The 19364-nt window shown below is 60.9% G+C and carries 20 protein-coding genes; 15 read left to right on the top strand and 5 right to left on the bottom strand.

Features of this window, described 5'->3' with window-relative positions:
• The 3 genes from ABZE94_RS08340 to ABZE94_RS08330 are packed head-to-tail and all read left to right on the top strand — an operon-like array spanning position 1 to position 1918.
• Positions 1 to 381, top strand: a complete 381-nt coding sequence (locus tag ABZE94_RS08340; protein WP_372875068.1) for a response regulator — start codon at positions 1 to 3, stop codon at positions 379 to 381.
• Positions 365 to 1534, top strand: coding sequence for a hybrid sensor histidine kinase/response regulator (locus ABZE94_RS08335; RefSeq protein ID WP_372875067.1), 1170 nt, complete (start codon positions 365 to 367; stop codon positions 1532 to 1534). Before ABZE94_RS08340 ends, ABZE94_RS08335 begins: the two co-directional genes overlap by 17 nt.
• Positions 1535 to 1537: 3 nt before the next feature.
• Positions 1538 to 1918 (top strand): response regulator, encoded by a 381-nt coding sequence (locus ABZE94_RS08330; RefSeq protein WP_372875066.1) that lies wholly within the window; start codon positions 1538 to 1540, stop codon positions 1916 to 1918.
• Between the two features lie 61 nt (positions 1919 to 1979).
• On the opposite strand, the gene ABZE94_RS08325 is transcribed toward ABZE94_RS08330, so the two are convergent.
• From ABZE94_RS08325 to ABZE94_RS08310, 4 genes are all read right to left on the bottom strand, one after another.
• Positions 1980 to 2354: a response regulator gene (locus tag ABZE94_RS08325; protein ID WP_372875065.1), complete on the bottom strand. Its 375-nt coding sequence runs from the start codon at positions 2352 to 2354 to the stop codon at positions 1980 to 1982.
• A gap of 35 nt (positions 2355 to 2389) precedes the next feature.
• Positions 2390 to 3289 (bottom strand): threonine/homoserine exporter RhtA, encoded by a 900-nt coding sequence (rhtA, locus tag ABZE94_RS08320; RefSeq protein ID WP_372875064.1) that lies wholly within the window; start codon positions 3287 to 3289, stop codon positions 2390 to 2392.
• 74 nt (positions 3290 to 3363) lie between these two features.
• Entirely contained in the window at positions 3364 to 3645 is a 282-nt protein-coding gene (locus ABZE94_RS08315; RefSeq protein WP_372875063.1) for a pyrimidine/purine nucleoside phosphorylase, read from the bottom strand.
• A gap of 94 nt (positions 3646 to 3739) precedes the next feature.
• Positions 3740 to 4282 carry an exonuclease domain-containing protein gene (locus ABZE94_RS08310; protein WP_372875062.1) on the bottom strand — a complete coding sequence of 181 codons (543 nt, stop codon included), beginning with the start codon at positions 4280 to 4282 and terminating at the stop codon, positions 3740 to 3742.
• Between the two features lie 109 nt (positions 4283 to 4391).
• Here ABZE94_RS08310 and ABZE94_RS08305 point away from each other — a divergent pair, with 109 nt between their 5' ends.
• The 3 genes from ABZE94_RS08305 to ABZE94_RS08295 all read left to right on the top strand — a co-directional run bounded on the left by ABZE94_RS08305 (position 4392) and on the right by ABZE94_RS08295 (position 6370).
• Entirely contained in the window at positions 4392 to 5270 is an 879-nt protein-coding gene (locus ABZE94_RS08305; protein WP_372875061.1) for an NAD(P)-dependent oxidoreductase, read from the top strand.
• 155 nt (positions 5271 to 5425) lie between these two features.
• Positions 5426 to 5686 (top strand): YkgJ family cysteine cluster protein, encoded by a 261-nt coding sequence (locus ABZE94_RS08300; protein ID WP_372875060.1) that lies wholly within the window; start codon positions 5426 to 5428, stop codon positions 5684 to 5686.
• A gap of 30 nt (positions 5687 to 5716) precedes the next feature.
• Positions 5717 to 6370, top strand: coding sequence for an START domain-containing protein (locus ABZE94_RS08295; RefSeq protein WP_372875076.1), 654 nt, complete (start codon positions 5717 to 5719; stop codon positions 6368 to 6370).
• A 20-nt stretch (positions 6371 to 6390) separates the two neighbouring features.
• Here ABZE94_RS08295 and gltA read toward each other — a convergent pair whose 3' ends face one another.
• Positions 6391 to 7665: a citrate synthase gene (gltA, locus tag ABZE94_RS08290; RefSeq protein ID WP_372875059.1), complete on the bottom strand. Its 1275-nt coding sequence runs from the start codon at positions 7663 to 7665 to the stop codon at positions 6391 to 6393.
• A 372-nt stretch (positions 7666 to 8037) separates the two neighbouring features.
• Here gltA and sdhC point away from each other — a divergent pair, with 372 nt between their 5' ends.
• From sdhC to sucD, 9 genes are all read left to right on the top strand, one after another.
• Complete coding sequence (gene sdhC / locus ABZE94_RS08285) at positions 8038 to 8424, top strand: succinate dehydrogenase, cytochrome b556 subunit (RefSeq protein ID WP_372875075.1); 387 nt, start codon at positions 8038 to 8040, stop codon at positions 8422 to 8424.
• Positions 8418 to 8786 carry a succinate dehydrogenase, hydrophobic membrane anchor protein gene (gene sdhD, locus ABZE94_RS08280; RefSeq protein WP_172146184.1) on the top strand — a complete coding sequence of 123 codons (369 nt, stop codon included), beginning with the start codon at positions 8418 to 8420 and terminating at the stop codon, positions 8784 to 8786. The genes sdhC and sdhD overlap by 7 nt, the downstream gene beginning before the upstream one ends.
• 3 nt (positions 8787 to 8789) lie before the next feature.
• On the top strand, positions 8790 to 10559 hold the full coding sequence (gene sdhA / locus ABZE94_RS08275) for a succinate dehydrogenase flavoprotein subunit (protein WP_372875058.1): 1770 nt from the start codon (positions 8790 to 8792) through the stop codon (positions 10557 to 10559).
• Between the two features lie 11 nt (positions 10560 to 10570).
• Positions 10571 to 11275 carry a succinate dehydrogenase iron-sulfur subunit gene (locus tag ABZE94_RS08270; RefSeq protein WP_372875057.1) on the top strand — a complete coding sequence of 235 codons (705 nt, stop codon included), beginning with the start codon at positions 10571 to 10573 and terminating at the stop codon, positions 11273 to 11275.
• Positions 11276 to 11522: 247 nt separating this feature from the next.
• Entirely contained in the window at positions 11523 to 14354 is a 2832-nt protein-coding gene (locus ABZE94_RS08265) for a 2-oxoglutarate dehydrogenase E1 component (protein ID WP_372875056.1), read from the top strand.
• Between the two features lie 70 nt (positions 14355 to 14424).
• Positions 14425 to 15654 (top strand): 2-oxoglutarate dehydrogenase complex dihydrolipoyllysine-residue succinyltransferase, encoded by a 1230-nt coding sequence (gene odhB / locus ABZE94_RS08260; RefSeq protein ID WP_372875055.1) that lies wholly within the window; start codon positions 14425 to 14427, stop codon positions 15652 to 15654.
• Between the two features lie 63 nt (positions 15655 to 15717).
• Positions 15718 to 17154: a dihydrolipoyl dehydrogenase gene (lpdA, locus tag ABZE94_RS08255; RefSeq protein WP_372875054.1), complete on the top strand. Its 1437-nt coding sequence runs from the start codon at positions 15718 to 15720 to the stop codon at positions 17152 to 17154.
• Positions 17155 to 17374: 220 nt separating this feature from the next.
• Positions 17375 to 18541: an ADP-forming succinate--CoA ligase subunit beta gene (gene sucC / locus ABZE94_RS08250; protein ID WP_372875053.1), complete on the top strand. Its 1167-nt coding sequence runs from the start codon at positions 17375 to 17377 to the stop codon at positions 18539 to 18541.
• Positions 18541 to 19364, top strand: an 824-nt coding sequence (gene sucD, locus ABZE94_RS08245) for a succinate--CoA ligase subunit alpha (protein ID WP_372875052.1), incomplete at its 3' end; no start/stop codon positions are given. The genes sucC and sucD, both read left to right, overlap by 1 nt.

Here is a 19364-nt window from a genome sequence, read left to right as displayed (position 1 = left end):
GTGGCACTGCTACTGGTGGTCGAAGACAACGAAATGAACGCCGACATGTTGTTGCGCCGGCTCAAGCGTCAGGGCTTCAAAACCGCCTGGGCGGTCAATGGCGTGCACGCGCTGGACCTGCTGGAGAGCCTGCGACCGAACCTGATACTGATGGATCTGAGTCTGCCGGAAATGGACGGTTACCAGGCCACGCGAATCATCAAGGGCGGCCCTCTGCGGCAGATCCCGATCATTGCCTTGACCGCCCACGCCTTGCTCGAAGATCAGCAAAAGGCCCTGGCGGCCGGTTGCGACGATTACGAAACCAAGCCGATCAATTTTCCGCAGTTGCTGAGCAAGATCCGCAGCTATCTGGGAGAGGTCTATGACGACCCGGAGTAAGGATGCGGCGATTCTGATCGTCGACGATAACCCGACCAACTGCGAGTTGCTGGCCAAGCGCCTGAGCCGGCAAGGCTATCGCTGTAGCCAGGCGGCAAGCGGCAAGCAGGCGCTGCAGATGGTGGCCGAACAAGCGCCCGATATCATGCTGCTCGACATGATGATGCCGGAGATGGATGGCCTCGAAGTGCTCGCCGTTCTGCGTCGGAGCCATGATTCCATCAGCCTGCCGGTATTGATGGTGACGGCGAGAAACGAGGGTGAGGACGTGGTGTCCGCCTTTGCCGCCGGGGCGAACGACTACATCGAGAAACCCGTCGATTTCCCGGTGCTGGTCGCGCGTTTGCAGCATCATCTGGCGCACAAGTACCTGGATGATGAAGTGAAAACCAGCCGGATGCGTCTGGAAGAGCAGAATCGCAAACTGGAAGTCGGTAACCAATACAAAGACAACTTTCTTTCCGCCATGTCCCATGAGCTACGCACACCGCTGAATGCCGTTCTCGGGTTTTCCGAAGTGTTGCTCGATGAAATGCTCGGTCCGCTGAACGACAAGCAGAAGCAGTACTGCCGCGAAATCTACAACAGCGGCTCCTACCTGCTGCTGATCATCAACGACTTGCTCGACCTTTCCAAAATCGAAGCCGGCAAACTGGAGTTGGAACTGCAGCGCAGCGAGGTGCGGCCCCTGATCGAGGCGGTTCTGGGATTGATGAAGGAGAAGGCACAACGCCGCGGGGTAACCCTGGTGTGCCACATCGACGAACGGCTGGATCAGGTGGAGTGGGACCCGCTGCGGGTCAAGCAGATGCTGATCAACCTGCTCGGCAACGCCCTCAAGTTCACCGAATCCGGTAAGCGGGTGACCCTCAGCGCCGGTTTGGCGGGCGCTGACGAGGTCATGCTGGCGGTGGCGGACGAGGGCTGTGGCATCTCTTCCGAGGATCTGGCGCGAATATTCCACCCATTCGAACAGGCCTCATCGCCCATGCGAAAGACCCACGTCGAGGGTACCGGCCTGGGGTTGGCCCTGGTAAGCCGCTTGGCGGCCCTGCACGGTGGGCGGGTAGCGGTGGAGAGTGAAGTCGCTGTCGGCAGCTGCTTTACCCTGTTCCTGCCGTGCAGCCACGGCAATGGTCACCCCGAGGCTTAGCCGATGACTGAGCACAAGGTAGCTATCCTGCTGATCGAGGACGACATCGCCACCCAGATACTTGTCCGCGATGTACTGGAATGCAGCGGCTATACCTGCACCACCGTGGGCTCCGCCGAAGCGGGTATGCGCCTGCTCGAAGCGTTCAAGCCTGCGCTTATCCTGTTGGATATCAACCTGCCCGGAATGGATGGCGTGACAGCGGCGCGGCAGCTGAAGAGCGCGCCGCAAACGCGCTCGATCAAACTGATCGGCATGTCGGCGCATGCCTTGATCAACGAGATATCGCAGATTGAAACCGCCGACTTCGACGACTTCATCACCAAGCCGTTCAGCTACAAGGCGTTGTTGCAGGTGGTCGAGGCACAACTCGCAAAATCGTAGCCTGGATAAGCCGCGGCACGGGGGCAATCCGGGAAGGCAATCCCGGGTTGCGCCAAGGCTATTAGCCGCTATGGCGACTCGCCACCGCCTCGATTTCTGCAAGAAACTCCTTGTAGCTGATCGGCTTGCCCAGGCATCCATCGAAACCCGCTTCGCGCATGGATTTGTCTTCACCGGTACGAATCGAAGCGGTTAGGGCAATGATCGGAATGTCACAAGTCGCCGGGTCGGCCTTGAGGATTTGCGTCGCCGCGGCGCCATCCATGTCCGGCAATTGAATATCCATCAGGATTACGTCCGGATGTTCACTGCGTGCTATCGCGATGCCTTCAGTTGCAGTGGGGGCCTCGATGGGCGTATGGCCCGCGAATTTCAGGATTTCGACCGCCAGCAGCATATTGGTGGGTGAGTCTTCGACTACTAGGATGCGCCACATGCCGTTCTCCAGAAATTCGAAGCTTATCCCTACAGCTAAGCTGGCGCGCAGGGAACGTCAACTCCGCTCGGCTTGCCCTTGGGTTTGATGGTCGCTGCCGCACCGGCCGAGGCCAGGATAATGGCGCTGATCGCCAGCCACTGGTTCAGGGTCAGGCGTTCGCTCAGGAACAGCAGACCGGAGAGGGCGGCGATGGCCGGCTCCATGCTCATCAGGATACTGAAGGTACGTGCGGGCAGGCGGGTCAGGGCGACCATTTCCAGGCTGTAGGGCAGGGCCGAGGAGAGCACCGCGACGGCCAGGGCAATGGGCAGCAAGTCCAGCGAAAACAGGCTGCCGCCGGCGTGCCACAGGCCCATGGGGAAGACCCATAGCGCCGCGACTATGGTGCCCAGGGCCACGGTTTGCCGGCCGTGTTCGGCCCCGGCTTTCTGGCCGAAGACGATATACAGCGCCCAGCACAGGCCGGCGCCCAATGCCAGGGCCATGCCCACGGGGTCGAGCTGCACATCGGCTTGCGCGCTGGGCAGCAGTAGCCAGAGACCGAAGACCGCCATGGCGATCCAGACGAAATCCAGCAGGCGTCGCGAAGACAGCAGGGCCAGGCCCAGCGGTCCGGTGAACTCCAGGGCCACGGCGATGCCCAGGGGGATGGTCTGCAGCGATAGATAGAACAGCAGGTTCATGCTGCCCAGGGCCAGGCCGTAGGCCAGCAGCGAGCGGCAGGAACTCAGGCTCAACCGCGCACGCCAGGGACGCATCAGTACGCACAGGATCAAGGCGGCCAGGCCCAGGCGCAGAGCGGTGGTGCCGGTGGCGCCGATCAGCGGGAACAGGCCTTTGGCCAGGGAGGCGCCGCCCTGGATCGAGGTCATCGCGATCAGCAACAGCATGATCGGCAGAATCACCAAGGCGAAGTGCGATGAGCGCGGCATACGGTCGTTCCACGATGTTGGGGTGCATAAACAAAAACCGGCCATCAGGGCCGGTTTCTCAGGCGCTAAATACCTTAGCGGTATTCACACAGGTAGGCGGTATCGACTGCAACCTTGAGCTGGAATTTGCTGTTGGCCGGGACCGTGAAGTGGCTGCCGCTGGTGAAGGTTTCCCACTCGTCGCTGCCTGGCAGTTTGACGGTCAGAGCACCGGCGACCACGTGCATGATTTCCAGTTTGTCGGTGCCGAACTCGTATTCGCCGGCAGCCATCACGCCAATGGTGGCGGGACCTTCAGCCGTGCCGAAGGCGATGGATTTGACGGTGCCGTCGAAGTATTCATTGACCTTGAACATGTGCAGTTCCTCGCAAGGGGGTTGAGAGCTTGTGCTGAAAAAGGCCGGCAAGTATGCCCAAGCCGCGGCAATGCGTCATCTGCTTTGCTGGGCCTTATAACGGTAGTACCAGGGGCAGCAACCGGGCGGTGTTGCGTGCATCGGTCAGCGCCCGGTGTTGCGTGCCGCTGAATGGCAGGCCGGCCAGTTGCAGGGCGCTGGTGAGGCCGACCGAGCGGGGCAATTGGCGGGCCTCGGCAAAGCGGCGTTTGAGGTTGAGGTGGGGGATCTGGCTCAGGCAGCTGACCAGCTGGTATTGCTGCCAGTCTTGCTCGAATTGGCGGCGGTCGTACTCGCCCCAGCTGGCCCAGCCGACCAGGCCCGGCCGATGACCGAGCAGCCAGTGCTCGAACTGCGGCCAGACGCCGCTCAGCGGCGCCGCAGCATCGACATCGATCTGGCTGATATGGGTGAGCTCGCGACAGAAACGGGTCAAGTGAGGCCGCCGTACTGGACGCACGAAACGCTGGAAGTGATCCACCTCATGGCCGTCGGCGCGGACCAGGCTGGCGCCGATCTCGATGATCTCCATTTCTTCCAGTGGCCATCCACCTTCTTCGGTGGTGGCTTCCAGGTCGATTACCAGCCAGTGTTCCATATGTCCTCCGGCGTTTTGCAAGGTGGTTGTCTCGACAGTCGGCATGTGAAGCTTTTCTGGCTTGCCAGACCGCATGTTAGGCTGAGTATCCCTGAATTCGGAGGTGTGTATGGCGAAGGTAGCCTTTATCGGGCTGGGCGTAATGGGTTATCCGATGGCGGGCCACCTGGCTCGCAGCGGACATCAGGTGTGTGTCTATAACCGTACGCCGGCCAAGGCTGCGCAGTGGCTGGCCGAGTTTGCCGGCAGCAGTGCGCCTACCCCGCGTGAGGCGGCCCAGGGTGCCGAACTGGTAATGGTCTGCGTGGGTAATGACCATGATCTGCGTGGCGTGGTGCTGGGGGAAGATGGCGCGTTTGCCGGCATGGCGTCGGGTGCCGTGCTGGTCGATCACACCACCGCCTCGGCCGATGTCGCCCGTGAGTTGGCGGCCAGGGCCGACGAGCTGCGACTGGGTTTCCTCGACGCGCCGGTATCCGGCGGTCAGGCCGGCGCGCAAAATGCAGCGCTGACGGTGATGGTGGGCGGCGAGGCGGATGTGTATGCGCGTGCCGAACCGGTGATCCAGGCTTACGCGCGCATGGTGCGCCTGATGGGGGCGGCCGGCAGCGGGCAGCTGACCAAGATGGTCAACCAGATCTGCATCGCCGGTCTGGTCCAGGGGCTGGCCGAAGCGCTGCATTTCGCTCAGTGCGCGGGCCTCGACGCGCAAGGGGCGATGGAGGTGATCAGCAAGGGCGCCGCACAATCCTGGCAATTGGAAAATCGCCACCAGGCCATGTTGGCCGGCGAGTTCGATTTCGGCTTTGCCGTCGACTGGATGCGCAAGGATCTGTCGATCCTGCTCGAAGAGGCGCGGCACAATGGCGCGCAACTGCCGGTCACGGCGCTGGTCGATCAGTTCTATGCCGACGTCCAGGCCATGGGCGGCGCGCGCTGGGATACGTCCAGCCTGATTGCCCGCCTGAAGGTGCCGAGCAAGCCTTGACCGGCTTCGAGCGCTAGCGGCCTGGCCTGTCCAGGCCTGGCGAACATCTGCCGGGCTTGTTTGCCGAGTGCCGGGGCGGGATGCGCGGCGGGCGCCGGTCCGGGTAACATAGCTGAAGCGTCCCGCTGTCCCGTCTCTTTCGAGGTTGTGCCGTCATGCAATGCCGTGCTGGATGTGGTGCCTGTTGTATTGCTCCTTCGATCAGTTCGCCTATCCCCGGTATGCCGCACGGCAAGGCGGCGGGCGAGCGCTGTATTCAGCTGTCCGCTGATAATTATTGCGCTCTGTTCGGTAGGCCGGAGCGACCGGCGGTATGCTCGGCGTTTTTGCCCGAGGCGGATGTCTGCGGTTCGAGCAATGAAGAGGCGATCCAACTGCTCGGCTGGCTGGAACTGCAGACCTCCCTGGCGAGCTGAGTGAGCGTTCGAGGCGAGAGGCTGGCAATGATGAAGTGGTTGACGGCCATGCTGTTGGGCGCAGGTGCGCTGCTGGCGCTGGTCAGTCCCTTGCAAGCCGAGGGCTGGCGCCTGGTCAAGGATCAGGCGGGGATCCAGGTGTTCCTGAGCGCGGTGCCGGGTTCGAAGTACCCGGCGTACCGCGGCGTCGTCAGGCTCAAGACGGATATGCCGACCTTGCTGGCGTTGCAGGAGGATGTCAGCGGTTCCTGCGCCTGGATCTATGCGTGCCGAGAACAAAGATTGCTCAAGAATGAGGGCGCGCAGAGCTGGGTCTACAGTCGTTTCAATATGCCGTGGCCGGTCATGCCGCGCGATGCGGTGTTGCGGGTCACCACCCGGCAAGGTGCCGATGGCGGGGTCACACGTATTCTCAACGGCGTTGCCGATTACCTGCCGCTGCAGAAAGGCTTTGTGCGGGTGAGCAAGGCCGAAGGTTATTGGGCTTTCATCCCGAACGCGGCGGGTGAGGTCGAGGTGGTTTACCAGATGCATAGCGAGCCGGGAGGCCGTATACCATCCTGGCTGGCCGGTCGTTTTGTGGTGGATGCGCCCTACCACACGCTCGAGGCGTTGCGCCGGCGAGTTATTCAAGACGTGAATGATTCGGATGAAAAAAAGGCTGCCAGTGGCAGCCTTTTTTAGTGCATCGATGAGTCCGGTGTTTACTTCTTCAGGTCACGCTGCGTGTGGCCGGTGTACAGCTGGCGCGGGCGGCCAATCTTGTACGGGCTGGAGAGCATTTCTTTCCAGTGCGAGATCCAGCCGACGGTCCGCGCCAGGGCGAAGATCACGGTGAACATGCTGGTCGGAATACCGATCGCCTTGAGGATGATGCCCGAATAGAAGTCGACGTTCGGGTACAGCGAGCGCTCGATGAAGTACGGATCGGTCAGGGCGATCTCTTCCAGGCGCATGGCCAGTTCCAGCTGCGGATCATCGGTGATGCCCAGTTCTTTCAGGACTTCATCGCAGGTCTGCTTCATCACGGTGGCGCGCGGGTCGCGATTTTTATAGACGCGATGACCGAAGCCCATCAGCTTGAACGGGTCGTCCTTGTCCTTGGCCTTGGCAATGTAGGCGTCGATGTTCGACACGTCGCCGATCTCATCCAGCATCGCCAGTACGGCTTCGTTGGCGCCACCGTGGGCCGGGCCCCAGAGTGCGGCGATGCCGGCGGCGATACAGGCGAACGGGTTGGCGCCCGAGGAGCCGGCCAGACGGACGGTCGAAGTCGAGGCGTTCTGCTCATGGTCGGCGTGGAGGATGAAGATCTTGTCCATCGCCTTGGCCAGCACCGGGCTGATCGGTTTGATCTCGCACGGGGTGTTGAACATCATGTGCAGGAAGTTTTCCGCGTAGTTCAGGTCGTTGCGCGGGTACATCATCGGCTGACCCATGGCGTACTTGTAGGTCATGGCGGCGAGGGTCGGCATCTTGGCGACCAGGCGCATGGCCGAGACTTCGCGGTGATGCGGGTTCTTGATGTCGAGGGAGTCGTGGTAGAAGGCGGAAAGCGCGCCCACCACGCCACACATGATGGCCATCGGGTGAGCATCGCGGCGGAAGCCGTTGAAGAAGGTCTTCAGTTGCTCGTGAACCATGGTGTGGTTCTTGATGGTGCTGACGAACTTGGCCTTTTCTTCTGTGCTAGGCAGTTCGCCATTGAGCAGCAGGTAGCAGGTTTCCAGGTAATCCGAATGCTCTGCGAGCTGCTCGATGGGGTAGCCGCGGTGCAGCAGAATGCCTTGATCGCCATCGATGTAGGTGATCTTCGACTCGCACGAAGCGGTGGACATAAAGCCAGGATCAAAAGTGAAACGGCCCGTGGCGGTTAAGCCCCGCACGTCAATTACATCGGGACCAACGGTGCCGGTTAAAATGGGCAGCTCGACGGGGGCTGCGCCCTCGATGATCAACTGCGCTTTTTTGTCAGCCATGTGTGGCCTCCTAGTTATGCTTGAAATCATCTGACGGCCCCCCACGCAGGGCCCGCATCACTATAGTGAGATAAATTTGAAAGTCAATTTGGGAAAACCCAGGCGGCAGAAGGGCTTGCGGGCTATTTTTTGCAGAAAATGAGGCTGTTTACGCCAATTGAATGGGGGGCGCAATGAGCCTTTAGGTGCAGGCCTTTGCGTTGCCAATAGCGACCTATTTCATTGTCATTAGCGACCTAACTGTCTATACTCTGCGCCCGACCACCAAGGGCTTTGGGCCCTCATTCTGGTGGTTGTCACTCCTTGGGTGATGGGTACCTGACCAGTGCACTTCCCGACAACTTTGCCCTGATGATTGGGGCTCTCAGTGTGATAATAAAAGCCGTGAATAGCCAACGACCTGTAAACCTCGACCTTAGGACTATCAAACTCCCAGTCACCGCTTACACGTCCATTCTTCACCGTATTTCCGGTGTCATTCTCTTCGTCGGTATTGCCGTGCTGCTTTATGGGCTCGACAAGTCGCTGGCATCCGAGGAAGGCTTCGCCGAGGTGAAAGAATGTCTGACCAGTCCGCTGGCCAAGTTCGTGATCTGGGGATTGCTGTCCGCTCTGCTGTACCACCTGGTGGCCGGAGTTCGCCACTTGATCATGGACATGGGCATCGGTGAGACGCTGGAAGGCGGCAAGCTGGGCTCGAAAATCGTTCTCGTCGTCTCGGCGGTCTTGATCGTACTGGTGGGGGTGTGGATATGGTAACCAACGTCACGAACTTCTCGCGTTCGGGGCTGTATGACTGGATGGCGCAGCGTGTGTCGGCAGTCGTTCTCGCGGCTTATGTAGTGTTCCTGCTGGGTTACATAGTCGCTAACCCCGGCATGGGTTATGCCGAATGGCATGCGTTGTTCTCCAATAACGCAATGCGCATTTTCAGTCTGCTGACCTTGGTAGCGCTCAGCGCGCACGCCTGGGTCGGTATGTGGACGATTTCCACCGACTACCTGACGCCGATGGCGCTGGGTAAGTGGGCCACTGGTGTGCGTTTCCTGTTCCAGGCGGCGTGTGGCATTGCCATGTTCACGTTTTTCGTCTGGGGCGTGCAGATTTTCTGGGGTAACTGATTCATGACTATTCGTACTCTTTCTTATGACGCCATCATCGTTGGTGGCGGTGGTGCGGGTATGCGCGCCGCGCTGCAGTTGGCTCAAGGCGGCCACAAGACCGCCGTGGTCACCAAGGTGTTTCCGACCCGTTCGCACACCGTTTCCGCCCAGGGCGGCATCACCTGCGCCATCGCTTCGGCCGATCCGAACGACGATTGGCGCTGGCACATGTATGACACCGTCAAGGGCTCCGACTATATCGGCGACCAGGACGCTATCGAGTACATGTGTTCCGTAGGTCCGGAAGCCGTGTTCGAACTGGAGCACATGGGGCTGCCGTTCTCCCGCACCGAGCAGGGCCGCATCTATCAGCGTCCGTTCGGCGGTCAGTCCAAGGACTTCGGCAAGGGTGGCCAGGCTGCGCGTACCTGTGCCGCCGCCGACCGCACCGGTCACGCCCTGCTGCATACCCTGTACCAGGCCAACCTGAAGAGCGGCACCTCGTTCCTCAATGAGTGGTACGCGGTCGACCTGGTGAAGAACCAGGACGGCGTGATTGTCGGTGTGATCGCCATTTGCATCGAAACTGGCGAGACCGTGTATATCCGCTCCAAGGCCACCGTGCTGGCCACCGGCGGTGCCGGGCGTATCTATGCTTCCACCACCAATGCCCTGATCAACACCGGTGACGGCGTGGGCATGGCCCTGCGTGCCGGCGTGCCGGTGCAGGACATCGAAATGTGGCAGTTCCACCCGACCGGCATTGCCGGTGCCGGTACCCTGGTGACCGAAGGTTGCCGTGGTGAAGGTGGCTACCTGATCAACAAGCATGGCGAGCGTTTCATGGAACGCTATGCCCCGAACGCCAAGGATCTGGCCGGCCGCGACGTGGTGGCACGCTCCATGGTCAAGGAAATCATCGCCGGCAACGGCTGTGGTCCGGATGGCGATCACGTCATGCTCAAGCTCGATCACCTCGGCGAAGAAGTGCTGCACAGCCGTCTGCCGGGCATCTGCGAGCTGTCCAAGACCTTCGCTCACGTCGATCCGGTGGTTGCGCCTATTCCGGTGGTGCCGACCTGCCACTACATGATGGGCGGCGTGCCGACCAACATCCATGGTCAGGCCATCACCCAGGATGCCAACGGCAACGACAAGGTCATCGAAGGGCTGTTCGCCGTAGGTGAAGTGGCCTGCGTGTCGGTGCACGGCGCCAACCGTCTGGGCGGCAACTCGCTACTCGATCTGGTGGTATTCGGTCGCGCGGCCGGCATCCACCTGGAGCGTGCGCTGAAAGAGGGCGTCGATTACCGTGGCGCCTCCGAGACCGATCTCGAGGTGTCGCTCAAGCGTCTGTCCGGGGTCAACGAGCGCACCACCGGCGAAGACGTCGCGCCGCTGCGTAAAGAGCTGCAGACCTGCATGCAGAACTATTTCGGCGTGTTCCGTACCGGCGAATACATGCAGAAAGGCATCGAGCAACTGGTCGGCCTGCGTGAGCGGATCGCCAACGTCAAGATCTCCGACAAGAGCCAGGCATTCAACACCGCGCGCATCGAAGCGCTGGAGCTGCAAAACCTGCTCGAAGTGGCCGAAGCGACTGCGGTGGCGGCGGAGGTTCGCAAGGAATCCCGTGGCGCCCATGCCCGCGAAGACTTCGAAGATCGCGATGACGAGAACTGGCTGTGCCATTCCCTGTACTTCCCGGGTGAAAAGCGTGTGGCCAAACGTGCCGTCAACTTCTCGCCGAAGACAGTTCCGACGTTTGAACCCATGGTTCGGACTTATTAAGGGTGGCTGATATGTTGCAAGTCAGTGTTTATCGCTACAACCCGGAGCAGGATGCTGCGCCGTTCATGCAGGACTTCCAGATCGACACCGGCGGCAAGGACATCATGGTTCTTGACGTGCTGGCGCTGATCAAGGAACAGGACGAGGGCTTCTCCTATCGTCGCTCCTGCCGCGAAGGCGTGTGTGGCTCCGACGGTATGAACATCAGCGGCAAGAACGGTCTGGCCTGCATCACCCCGCTGTCGGCGGTGGTGAAGGGTGGCAAGCTGGTGATTCGTCCGTTGCCGGGATTGCCGGTCATTCGTGACTTGGTCGTCGATATGAGCATCTTCTACAAGCAATACGAGAAGGTGCAGCCGTACCTGCAGAACGATACGCCTGCACCGGCTATCGAACGCCTGCAAACGCCGGAAGAACGCGAGAAGCTGGATGGCCTCTACGAGTGCATCCTGTGCGCTTGCTGTTCGACCAGCTGCCCATCGTTCTGGTGGAATCCGGACAAGTTCCTCGGTCCCGCTGCGTTGCTGCAGGCCTATCGTTTCCTGGCCGACAGCCGCGACACCAAGACCGAAGAGCGCCTGGCTGCATTGGACGACCCGTTTAGCGTGTTCCGCTGCCGCGGCATCATGAACTGCGTGAGTGTTTGTCCTAAAGGTCTCAACCCGACCAAGGCGATCGGCCACGTACGCAACATGCTGTTGCAGAGCGGTATCTGATTCAAATGCTCAACCTGTGACACCTGCGGCGTCTGGTTTGAAGCCAGCGTCGCAGTCTAGCCAGAGCTGCAGCTCACAAAGCCGTGGTTCTTACTTTGAAAAATATGACGACCAGCAGGGGCATCCGGGCTGGTGCCCGGACTATCTGCGGGATCCGTGGTGGCTTTACCGAAGTCGCTGCTTCAAGACTTCGGAAGCCTGAACGGTTTCTTCGCCGGTGGTGTCCCCTTACCGAGGGTGACCAAGCATGCAAGAAAGCGTGATGCAGCGCATGTGGAACAGTGCCCACCTATCCGGTGGTAACGCTGCCTATGTGGAAGAGCTCTATGAGCTTTACCTGCACGATCCCAACGCTGTGCCCGAAGAGTGGCGCACCTACTTTCAGAAGTTGCCGACAAATGGCAGCGCCACAACTGATGTATCGCATTCTACGGTTCGCGATCACTTCATGTTGCTGGCGAAAAACCAGCGTCGTGCCCAGCCGGTGTCCGCCGGCAGCGTGAGCAGTGAGCATGAGAAGAGGCAGGTCGAAGTCCTGCGCATGATCCAGGCTTTTCGCATGCGTGGCCATCAGGCAGCCCAGCTCGATCCGCTGGGTCTGTGGCAGCGGCATGTGCCGGCTGATCTGTCGATCAATCACTATGGCCTGACCGATTCCGACCTGGACACCACCTTCCGTACCGGTGGTCTGTTCATCGGCAAGGAAGAGGCTACTCTGCGCGAAATCCACGACACCTTGCAGCAGACATATTGCCGCACCATCGGTGCCGAGTTCACCCATATCGTCGATTCCGAGCAGCGCAACTGGTTCGCCCAGCGCCTGGAAAGCGTGCGTGGGCGTCCGAGCATTTCGATAGAAGTGCAGAGCCATCTGCTCGAGCGTCTGACCGCCGCCGAGGGTCTGGAAAAGTATCTGGGCACCAAGTACCCGGGCACCAAGCGTTTCGGTCTGGAAGGCGGCGAGAGCCTGATTCCGCTGCTCGATGAAATGATCCAGCGCGCCGGCTCCTACGGCACCAAGGAAGTCGTCATCGGCATGGCCCACCGGGGCCGCCTCAACGTGCTGGTCAATACCTTCGGCAAGAACCCGCGTGAGCTGTTCGACGAGTTCGAAGGCAAGAAGCAAGCGGCCCTCGGTTCCGGCGACGTCAAGTATCACCAGGGGTTCTCCTCCAACGTCATGACTGCCGGTGGCGAAGTCCACCTGGCCATGGCGTTCAACCCCTCCCACCTGGAGATCGTTTCGCCGGTGGTCGAGGGTTCGGTGCGCGCTCGTCAGGATCGTCGCAACGACAGTAACGGCGACAAGGTTCTTCCGGTTTCGCTGCACGGTGACGCGGCGTTCGCCGGTCAGGGTGTGGTGATGGAAACCTTCCAGATGTCGCAGACCCGTGGTTTCAAGACGGGCGGCACCATCCATATCGTGATCAACAACCAGGTCGGCTTCACCATCAGTAACCCGGAAGATTCGCGCTCCACCGAGTACTGCACCGACGTGGCGAAGATGATCCAGGCGCCGATCCTGCACGTGAATGGCGATGATCCGGAAGCGGTGCTGTTCGTCACCCAGCTGGCCGTCGACTACCGCATGCAGTTCAAGCGCGATGTGGTGATCGATCTGGTGTGTTACCGCCGCCGCGGTCACAACGAAGCCGATGAGCCGAGCGGCACCCAGCCGATGATGTATCAGCAGATCAGCAAGCAGCGCACCACCCGTGAGCTGTATGCCGAAGCGCTGACCACAGCCGTCAGCCATTCGGTGGATGACGTGCAGATCAAGATCGACGACTACCGCACCGCGCTGGACAATGGCCAGCATGTGGTCAAGAGCCTGGTCAAGGAGCCGAACAAGGAGTTGTTCGTCGACTGGCGCCCGTACCTGGGCCATACCTGGACAGCCCGGCACGACACCCGTTTCGAGCTCAAGACCCTGCAGGACCTGTCCGCCAAGCTGCTGGAAATTCCGGAAGGCTTCGTCGTCCAGCGTCAGGTCGCGAAGATTCTCGAAGACCGTCAGAAGATGGGCGCCGGTGCGCTGCCGATCAATTGGGGCTATGCCGAAACCATGGCGTACGCCACCCTGTTGTTCGAAGGTCACCCGATCCGCATGACTGGCCAGGACATTGGCCGTGGCACCTTCTCGCACCGTCACGCGGTGCTGCACAACCAGAAGGGGCCGGGTTCGCACGTACCGCTCAAGCACCTGTACAGCGAGCAACCGCGTTTCGATCTGTACGACTCGTTGCTCTCGGAGGAAGCCGCGCTGGCGTTCGAATACGGTTACGCCACCACCAAGCCGGATGCCCTGGTGATCTGGGAAGCCCAGTTCGGCGACTTCGCCAATGGTGCCCAGGTGGTGATCGATCAGTTCATCACCAGCGGCGAGCACAAGTGGGGCCGCCTGTGTGGTCTGACCATGCTGTTGCCGCATGGCTATGAAGGGCAGGGCCCGGAGCACTCCTCCGCGCGCCTCGAGCGCTTCCTGCAGCTGAGCGCCGAGCACAACATCCAGGTGTGCGTGCCGACCACGCCGGCGCAGGTCTACCACATGTTGCGCCGCCAGGTGATCCGTCCACTGCGCAAGCCGCTTATCGCCCTGACTCCGAAGTCGTTGCTGCGCCATAAATTGGCCATCTCGACCCTGGAGGATCTGGCCGATGGCTCGTTCCAGACCGTGATTCCGGAGATCGATACCCTCGATCCGAAGAAGGTCGAACGCCTGATCCTGTGCAGCGGCAAGGTCTACTACGATCTGCTGGAGAAGCGTCGTGCCGAGGCTCGCGAAGATATCGCCATCGTGCGTATCGAGCAGCTCTATCCGTTCCCGGAAGACGACCTGGCCGAAGCGCTCGCGGCGTACAAGCACCTCAAACACATCGTTTGGTGTCAGGAAGAGCCGATGAACCAGGGTGCCTGGTATTGCAGCCAGCATCACATGCGGCGCGTCGCCACTGCGTACAAGAAGACTCTGTTCCTCGAGTACGCCGGCCGCGAAGGCTCTGCTGCACCGGCCTGCGGTTATGCCTCGATGCACGCCGAACAGCAGGCAAAACTGCTGCAAGACGCCTTCACCGTTTAACGCCTTTGCGCAAGAGGCGGCCTGATGAGGCCGCCTCGCAGAACAAACCGAATTTAAGGAACCACACAGAATGGCTATCGAGATCAAAGCCCCTACTTTCCCGGAATCGGTTGCCGACGGCACCGTGGCCACATGGCACAAGCAGCCGGGCGATGCGGTCAAGCGCGACGAACTGATCGTCGACATCGAGACCGATAAAGTAGTGATCGAAGTGCTGGCCGAGGCCGACGGCGTCCTCGCTGAAATCATCAAGAACGAAGGCGACACCGTGCTCAGCAATGAACTGCTGGGCACCTTGAGCGAAGGCGAAGGTGGGGCTGCCGCTCCTGCAGCGACCGCCACCCAGGCTGCCGCGCCTACCGCCAGCGATGCTCCGGGTGTTGCGGGCGAAGAGCAAATCCTCTCGCCGGCCGCGCGCAAGCTGGCCGAAGAGAGTGGCATCGACCCGAACAGCATCGCCGGCACCGGCAAGGGCGGTCGGGTGACCAAGGAAGATGTGGTCGCTGCCGCCGCTGCCAAGAAAAACGCACCGGCCCCTGCGCCAGCTGGCAAACCTGCTGCCCCGGCGGCTGCCACGCCGGTATTGGCCGCGGGTGACCGCGTCGAGAAGCGCGTACCTATGACCCGTTTGCGGGCCAAGGTTGCCGAGCGTCTGGTTGAGGCGCAGTCGAACATGGCCATGCTGACCACCTTCAACGAAGTCGACATGACCGAGGTCATGGCCCTGCGTTCGAAGTACAAGGACCTGTTCGAGAAGTCGCACAACGGCGTGCGCCTGGGCTTCATGTCGTTCTTCGTCAAGGCCACCACCGAGGCGCTGAAGCGTTTCCCGGCGGTTAACGCCTCGATCGACGGCTCCGACATCGTCTACCACGGCTACTCCGACATCGGTGTTGCCGTATCGAGCGACCGTGGCCTGGTGGTGCCGGTACTGCGCAATGCCGAGCTGATGAGCCTGGCTGAAATCGAAGGCGGCATCGCGACCTTCGGCAAGAAGGCCAAAGACGGCAAGCTGTCGATCGACGACATGACCGGTGGCACCTTCACCATCACCAACGGTGGTACCTTCGGTTCGATGATGTCGACGCCGATCGTCAACCCGCCGCAAGCTGCCATCCTGGGTATGCACAATATCCTCCAGCGCCCGATGGCCATCAACGGTCAGGTGGTTATCCGGCCGATGATGTACCTGGCGCTGTCTTACGATCACCGCCTGATCGATGGTAAGGAAGCCGTGACCTTCCTGGTGACCATCAAGAACCTGCTGGAAGATCCGGCTCGTCTGCTGCTGGATATCTAAGCCAGTCTCTCCCACGATGGCCCCCGCAAGGGGCCATCCGGTTTATTCGAGAAGGAATCATGTATGACCCAGAAATTTGACGTGGTAGTCATCGGTGCCGGCCCTGGCGGTTATGTGGCCGCCATCAAGGCTGCTCAGCTCGGCCTGAAGACCGCCTGCATCGAAAAGTACCAGGACAGTGAAGGCAAGGTCGCGCTCGGTGGCACCTGCCTGAACGTCGGTTGCATTCCGTCCAAGGCGCTGCTGGACAGCTCCTGGAAGTATCACGAAGCCAAAGTAGGCTTTGCCATCCACGGTATCGAGGCCAAGGGCGTCAGCATCGACGTGCCTGCGATGGTTGCGCGCAAGAGCAACATCGTCAAGAACCTCACCGGCGGCGTCAGCACGCTGTTCAAGGCCAACGGTGTGACCCTGCTCGAAGGTCATGGCAAGTTGCTGGCCGGCAAGCAAGTGGAAGTGACCGCGCTGGACGGCACCACTCAGGTGGTTCAGGCCGAAAACGTGATTATCGCTTCGGGCTCCAAGCCGGTGGACATTCCGCCGGCCCCGGTCGATCAGGATGTGATCGTCGATTCCACCGGCGCCCTGGAATTCCAGAGCGTGCCCAAGACCCTGGGCGTGATCGGTGCTGGCGTGATCGGCCTGGAGTTGGGCTCGGTGTGGGCGCGTCTGGGTGCCGACGTCACCGTGATCGAAGCGCTGGACAAGTTCCTCCCGGCTGCCGACGAGCAGATCGCCAAGGAAGCCCTGAAGACCCTGACCAAGCAAGGCCTGAAGATTCGTCTGGGCGCCCGGGTAACCGGTTCCGAAGTGAAGAAGAAACAGGTCACCGTCAGCTTTACCGACTCCGACGGCGAGCAGCAGCTGACCTTCGACAAGCTGATCGTAGCGGTCGGCCGTCGTCCGGTGACCACCGATCTGTTGGCGGCCGACAGCGGCGTCGATCTGGACGAGCGTGGCTTCATCTTCGTCGACGACCAGTGCGCCACCAGCGTACCGGGTGTTTTCGCGGTGGGTGACGTGGTCCGCGGCGCCATGCTGGCGCACAAGGCCTCGGAAGAGGGCGTGATGGTTGCCGAGCGTATCGCCGGGCACAAGGCCCAGATGAACTACGACCTGATTCCTTCGGTCATCTATACCCACCCGGAAATCGCGTGGGTCGGCAAGACCGAGCAGCAGCTGAAAGGCGAGGGCGTGGCCGTCAACGTCGGCACCTTCCCGTTCGCCGCCAGCGGCCGCGCCATGGCTGCCAATGATACCGGCGGCATGGTCAAGGTGATTGCCGACGCCAACACCGATCGCGTATTGGGTGTTCACGTCATCGGCCCGAGCGCTGCCGAGCTGGTCCAGCAGGGCGCCATCGGTATGGAGTTCGGCACCAGCGCCGAGGACCTGGGAATGATGGTCTTCTCCCACCCGACGTTGTCCGAAGCGCTGCATGAAGCGGCCCTGGCCGTGAATGGCCACGCCATCCACATCGCCAATCGTAAGAAGCGCTAACAAGAGGCGCTAAGTAGTCGTTTGTACGCCGTTACACCGGCCGCTGCTTGCAGCTCACCGGTAGTGGCGGGGTTACAAGAAGAACCACGGCGGTCTGCCCGCGCTGAGCCTGGCTCAAGCGCGGAACGTCGCCGGACTGCTCCTCGAAGCAGTCACAGGTGGTGCGGCATCACAAGTGCAGCATCGAATGCGCAATACCTAACGAAGACGGTAGACAAGCATGAATCTCCACGAGTATCAGGGTAAGCAGCTGTTCGCTGAATACGGCCTGCCCGTATCCAAGGGTTTCGCCGTAAGCACTCCGGAAGAAGCCGCAGCAGCCTGCGAAAAAATTGGCGGCACCGAATGGGTCGTCAAGGCTCAGGTGCATGCCGGTGGCCGCGGTAAAGCGGGCGGTGTGAAGCTGGTCAAAAGCCAGGAAGACGCCAAGGCCTTCGCCGCCAACTGGCTGGGCAAGCGTCTGGTGACCTACCAGACCGATGCCGCCGGTCAGCCGGTCAACCAGATCCTGGTTGAGTCCTGCACCGACATCGCCAAAGAGCTGTATCTGGGCGCGGTAGTCGATCGCTCCAGCCGCCGTATCGTGTTCATGGCTTCCACCGAAGGTGGCGTGGACATCGAGAAGATCGCTCACGATACTCCTGAGAAAATTCTCAAGGCCACCATCGATCCGCTGGTCGGCGCACAGCCGTTCCAGGGCCGCGAGCTGGCGTTCCAGCTGGGTCTGGAAGGCGATCAGGTCAAGCAGTTCACCCACATCTTCGTCGGCCTGGCCAAGCTGTTCCAGGACTACGACCTGGCTCTGCTGGAAGTGAACCCGCTGGTCATCAAGGCCGATGGCAACCTGCATTGCCTCGACGCCAAGATCAACATCGACAGCAACGCCATGTACCGTCAGCCGAAGCTGCGTGCCATGCACGATCCTTCCCAGGACGATCCGCGCGAAGCGCACGCGGCCAAGTTCGAACTGAACTACGTGGCCCTGGAAGGCAACATCGGTTGCATGGTCAATGGTGCCGGCCTGGCAATGGGTACCATGGATATCGTCAACCTGCACGGCGGCCAGCCAGCCAACTTCCTCGACGTAGGTGGCGGCGCGACCAAAGAGCGCGTGACCGAAGCGTTCAAGATCATCCTCTCCGACGACAACGTCAAAGCTGTTCTGGTGAACATCTTCGGCGGCATCGTGCGTTGCGACATGATTGCCGAAGGCATCATCGGCGCGGTCAAGGAAGTCGGCGTGAAGATTCCGGTTGTGGTTCGTCTGGAAGGCAACAACGCCGACCTGGGCGCTAAAGTACTGGCTGAAAGTGGCTTGAACATCATCGCGGCAACCAGCCTGACCGACGCTGCTCAGCAAGTCGTCAAAGCTGCGGAGGGCAAGTAATGAGCGTCCTGATCAATAAAGACACCAAGGTAATCTGCCAGGGCTTCACCGGCTCGCAAGGCACTTTCCACTCCGAACAAGCCATCGCCTACGGCACCAAGATGGTTGGCGGCGTGACTCCGGGCAAGGGTGGCAGCACGCACCTGAACCTGCCGGTGTTCAACACCGTTAAAGAAGCCGTAGCCGCGACTGGCGCAACTGCCAGCGTGATCTATGTGCCGGCTCCGTTCTGCAAGGACTCGATCCTCGAAGCGGCGTTCGGCGGCATCAAGCTGATCGTCTGCATCACCGAAGGCATCGCGACCATCGACATGCTCGAAGCCAAGGTCAAGTGCGACGAGCTGGGCGTGGTCCTGATCGGCCCGAACTGCCCAGGCGTGATCACGCCGGGCGAGTGCAAGATCGGCATCATGCCGGGTCACATCCACCTGCCAGGCAAAGTGGGCATCGTGTCGCGTTCCGGCACCCTGACTTACGAAGCCGTGAAGCAGACCACCGACGCCGGCTTTGGCCAGTCCACCTGCGTGGGCATCGGCGGTGACCCGATCCCGGGCTCCAACTTCATCGACATCCTGAAATTGTTCCAGGAAGACCCGAAGACCGAGGCGATCGTGATGATCGGCGAGATCGGCGGTTCGGCTGAAGAAGAAGCGGCTGCTTACATCAAGGCCAACGTGACCAAGCCGGTGGTGTCCTACATCGCTGGTGTGACTGCCCCTGCGGGCAAGCGCATGGGCCATGCCGGCGCCATCATCTCCGGCGGCAAGGGTACTGCGGACGAGAAGTTCGCCGCACTGCAGGACGCCGGTGTGAAAACCGTGCG

Origin of the sequence: Pseudomonas sp., assembly GCF_041601375.1 — a bacterium.
GTDB lineage: Bacteria > Pseudomonadota > Gammaproteobacteria > Pseudomonadales > Pseudomonadaceae > Aquipseudomonas.
Note: the sequence above shows the minus strand (reverse complement) of the source record. Positions and strands in the feature narration are given on the sequence as shown.

What these genes read in the sequence shown, in the direction of transcription:
- ABZE94_RS08335 (WP_372875067.1), top strand. Translation starts at nt 365, where the DNA reads ATGACGACCCGGAGTAAGGATGCGGCGATTCTGATCGTCGACGATAAC.
- ABZE94_RS08330 (WP_372875066.1), top strand. Translation starts at nt 1,538, where the DNA reads ATGACTGAGCACAAGGTAGCTATCCTGCTGATCGAGGACGACATCGCC.
- ABZE94_RS08325 (WP_372875065.1), bottom strand. Translation starts at nt 2,354, where the DNA reads ATGTGGCGCATCCTAGTAGTCGAAGACTCACCCACCAATATGCTGCTG.
- rhtA (WP_372875064.1), bottom strand. Translation starts at nt 3,289, where the DNA reads ATGCCGCGCTCATCGCACTTCGCCTTGGTGATTCTGCCGATCATGCTG.
- ABZE94_RS08315 (WP_372875063.1), bottom strand. Translation starts at nt 3,645, where the DNA reads ATGTTCAAGGTCAATGAATACTTCGACGGCACCGTCAAATCCATCGCC.
- ABZE94_RS08310 (WP_372875062.1), bottom strand. Translation starts at nt 4,282, where the DNA reads ATGGAACACTGGCTGGTAATCGACCTGGAAGCCACCACCGAAGAAGGT.
- ABZE94_RS08305 (WP_372875061.1), top strand. Translation starts at nt 4,392, where the DNA reads ATGGCGAAGGTAGCCTTTATCGGGCTGGGCGTAATGGGTTATCCGATG.
- ABZE94_RS08300 (WP_372875060.1), top strand. Translation starts at nt 5,426, where the DNA reads ATGCAATGCCGTGCTGGATGTGGTGCCTGTTGTATTGCTCCTTCGATC.
- ABZE94_RS08295 (WP_372875076.1), top strand. Translation starts at nt 5,717, where the DNA reads ATGAAGTGGTTGACGGCCATGCTGTTGGGCGCAGGTGCGCTGCTGGCG.
- gltA (WP_372875059.1), bottom strand. Translation starts at nt 7,665, where the DNA reads ATGGCTGACAAAAAAGCGCAGTTGATCATCGAGGGCGCAGCCCCCGTC.
- sdhD (WP_172146184.1), top strand. Translation starts at nt 8,418, where the DNA reads ATGGTAACCAACGTCACGAACTTCTCGCGTTCGGGGCTGTATGACTGG.
- sdhA (WP_372875058.1), top strand. Translation starts at nt 8,790, where the DNA reads ATGACTATTCGTACTCTTTCTTATGACGCCATCATCGTTGGTGGCGGT.
- ABZE94_RS08270 (WP_372875057.1), top strand. Translation starts at nt 10,571, where the DNA reads ATGTTGCAAGTCAGTGTTTATCGCTACAACCCGGAGCAGGATGCTGCG.
- ABZE94_RS08265 (WP_372875056.1), top strand. Translation starts at nt 11,523, where the DNA reads ATGCAAGAAAGCGTGATGCAGCGCATGTGGAACAGTGCCCACCTATCC.
- odhB (WP_372875055.1), top strand. Translation starts at nt 14,425, where the DNA reads ATGGCTATCGAGATCAAAGCCCCTACTTTCCCGGAATCGGTTGCCGAC.
- lpdA (WP_372875054.1), top strand. Translation starts at nt 15,718, where the DNA reads ATGACCCAGAAATTTGACGTGGTAGTCATCGGTGCCGGCCCTGGCGGT.
- sucC (WP_372875053.1), top strand. Translation starts at nt 17,375, where the DNA reads ATGAATCTCCACGAGTATCAGGGTAAGCAGCTGTTCGCTGAATACGGC.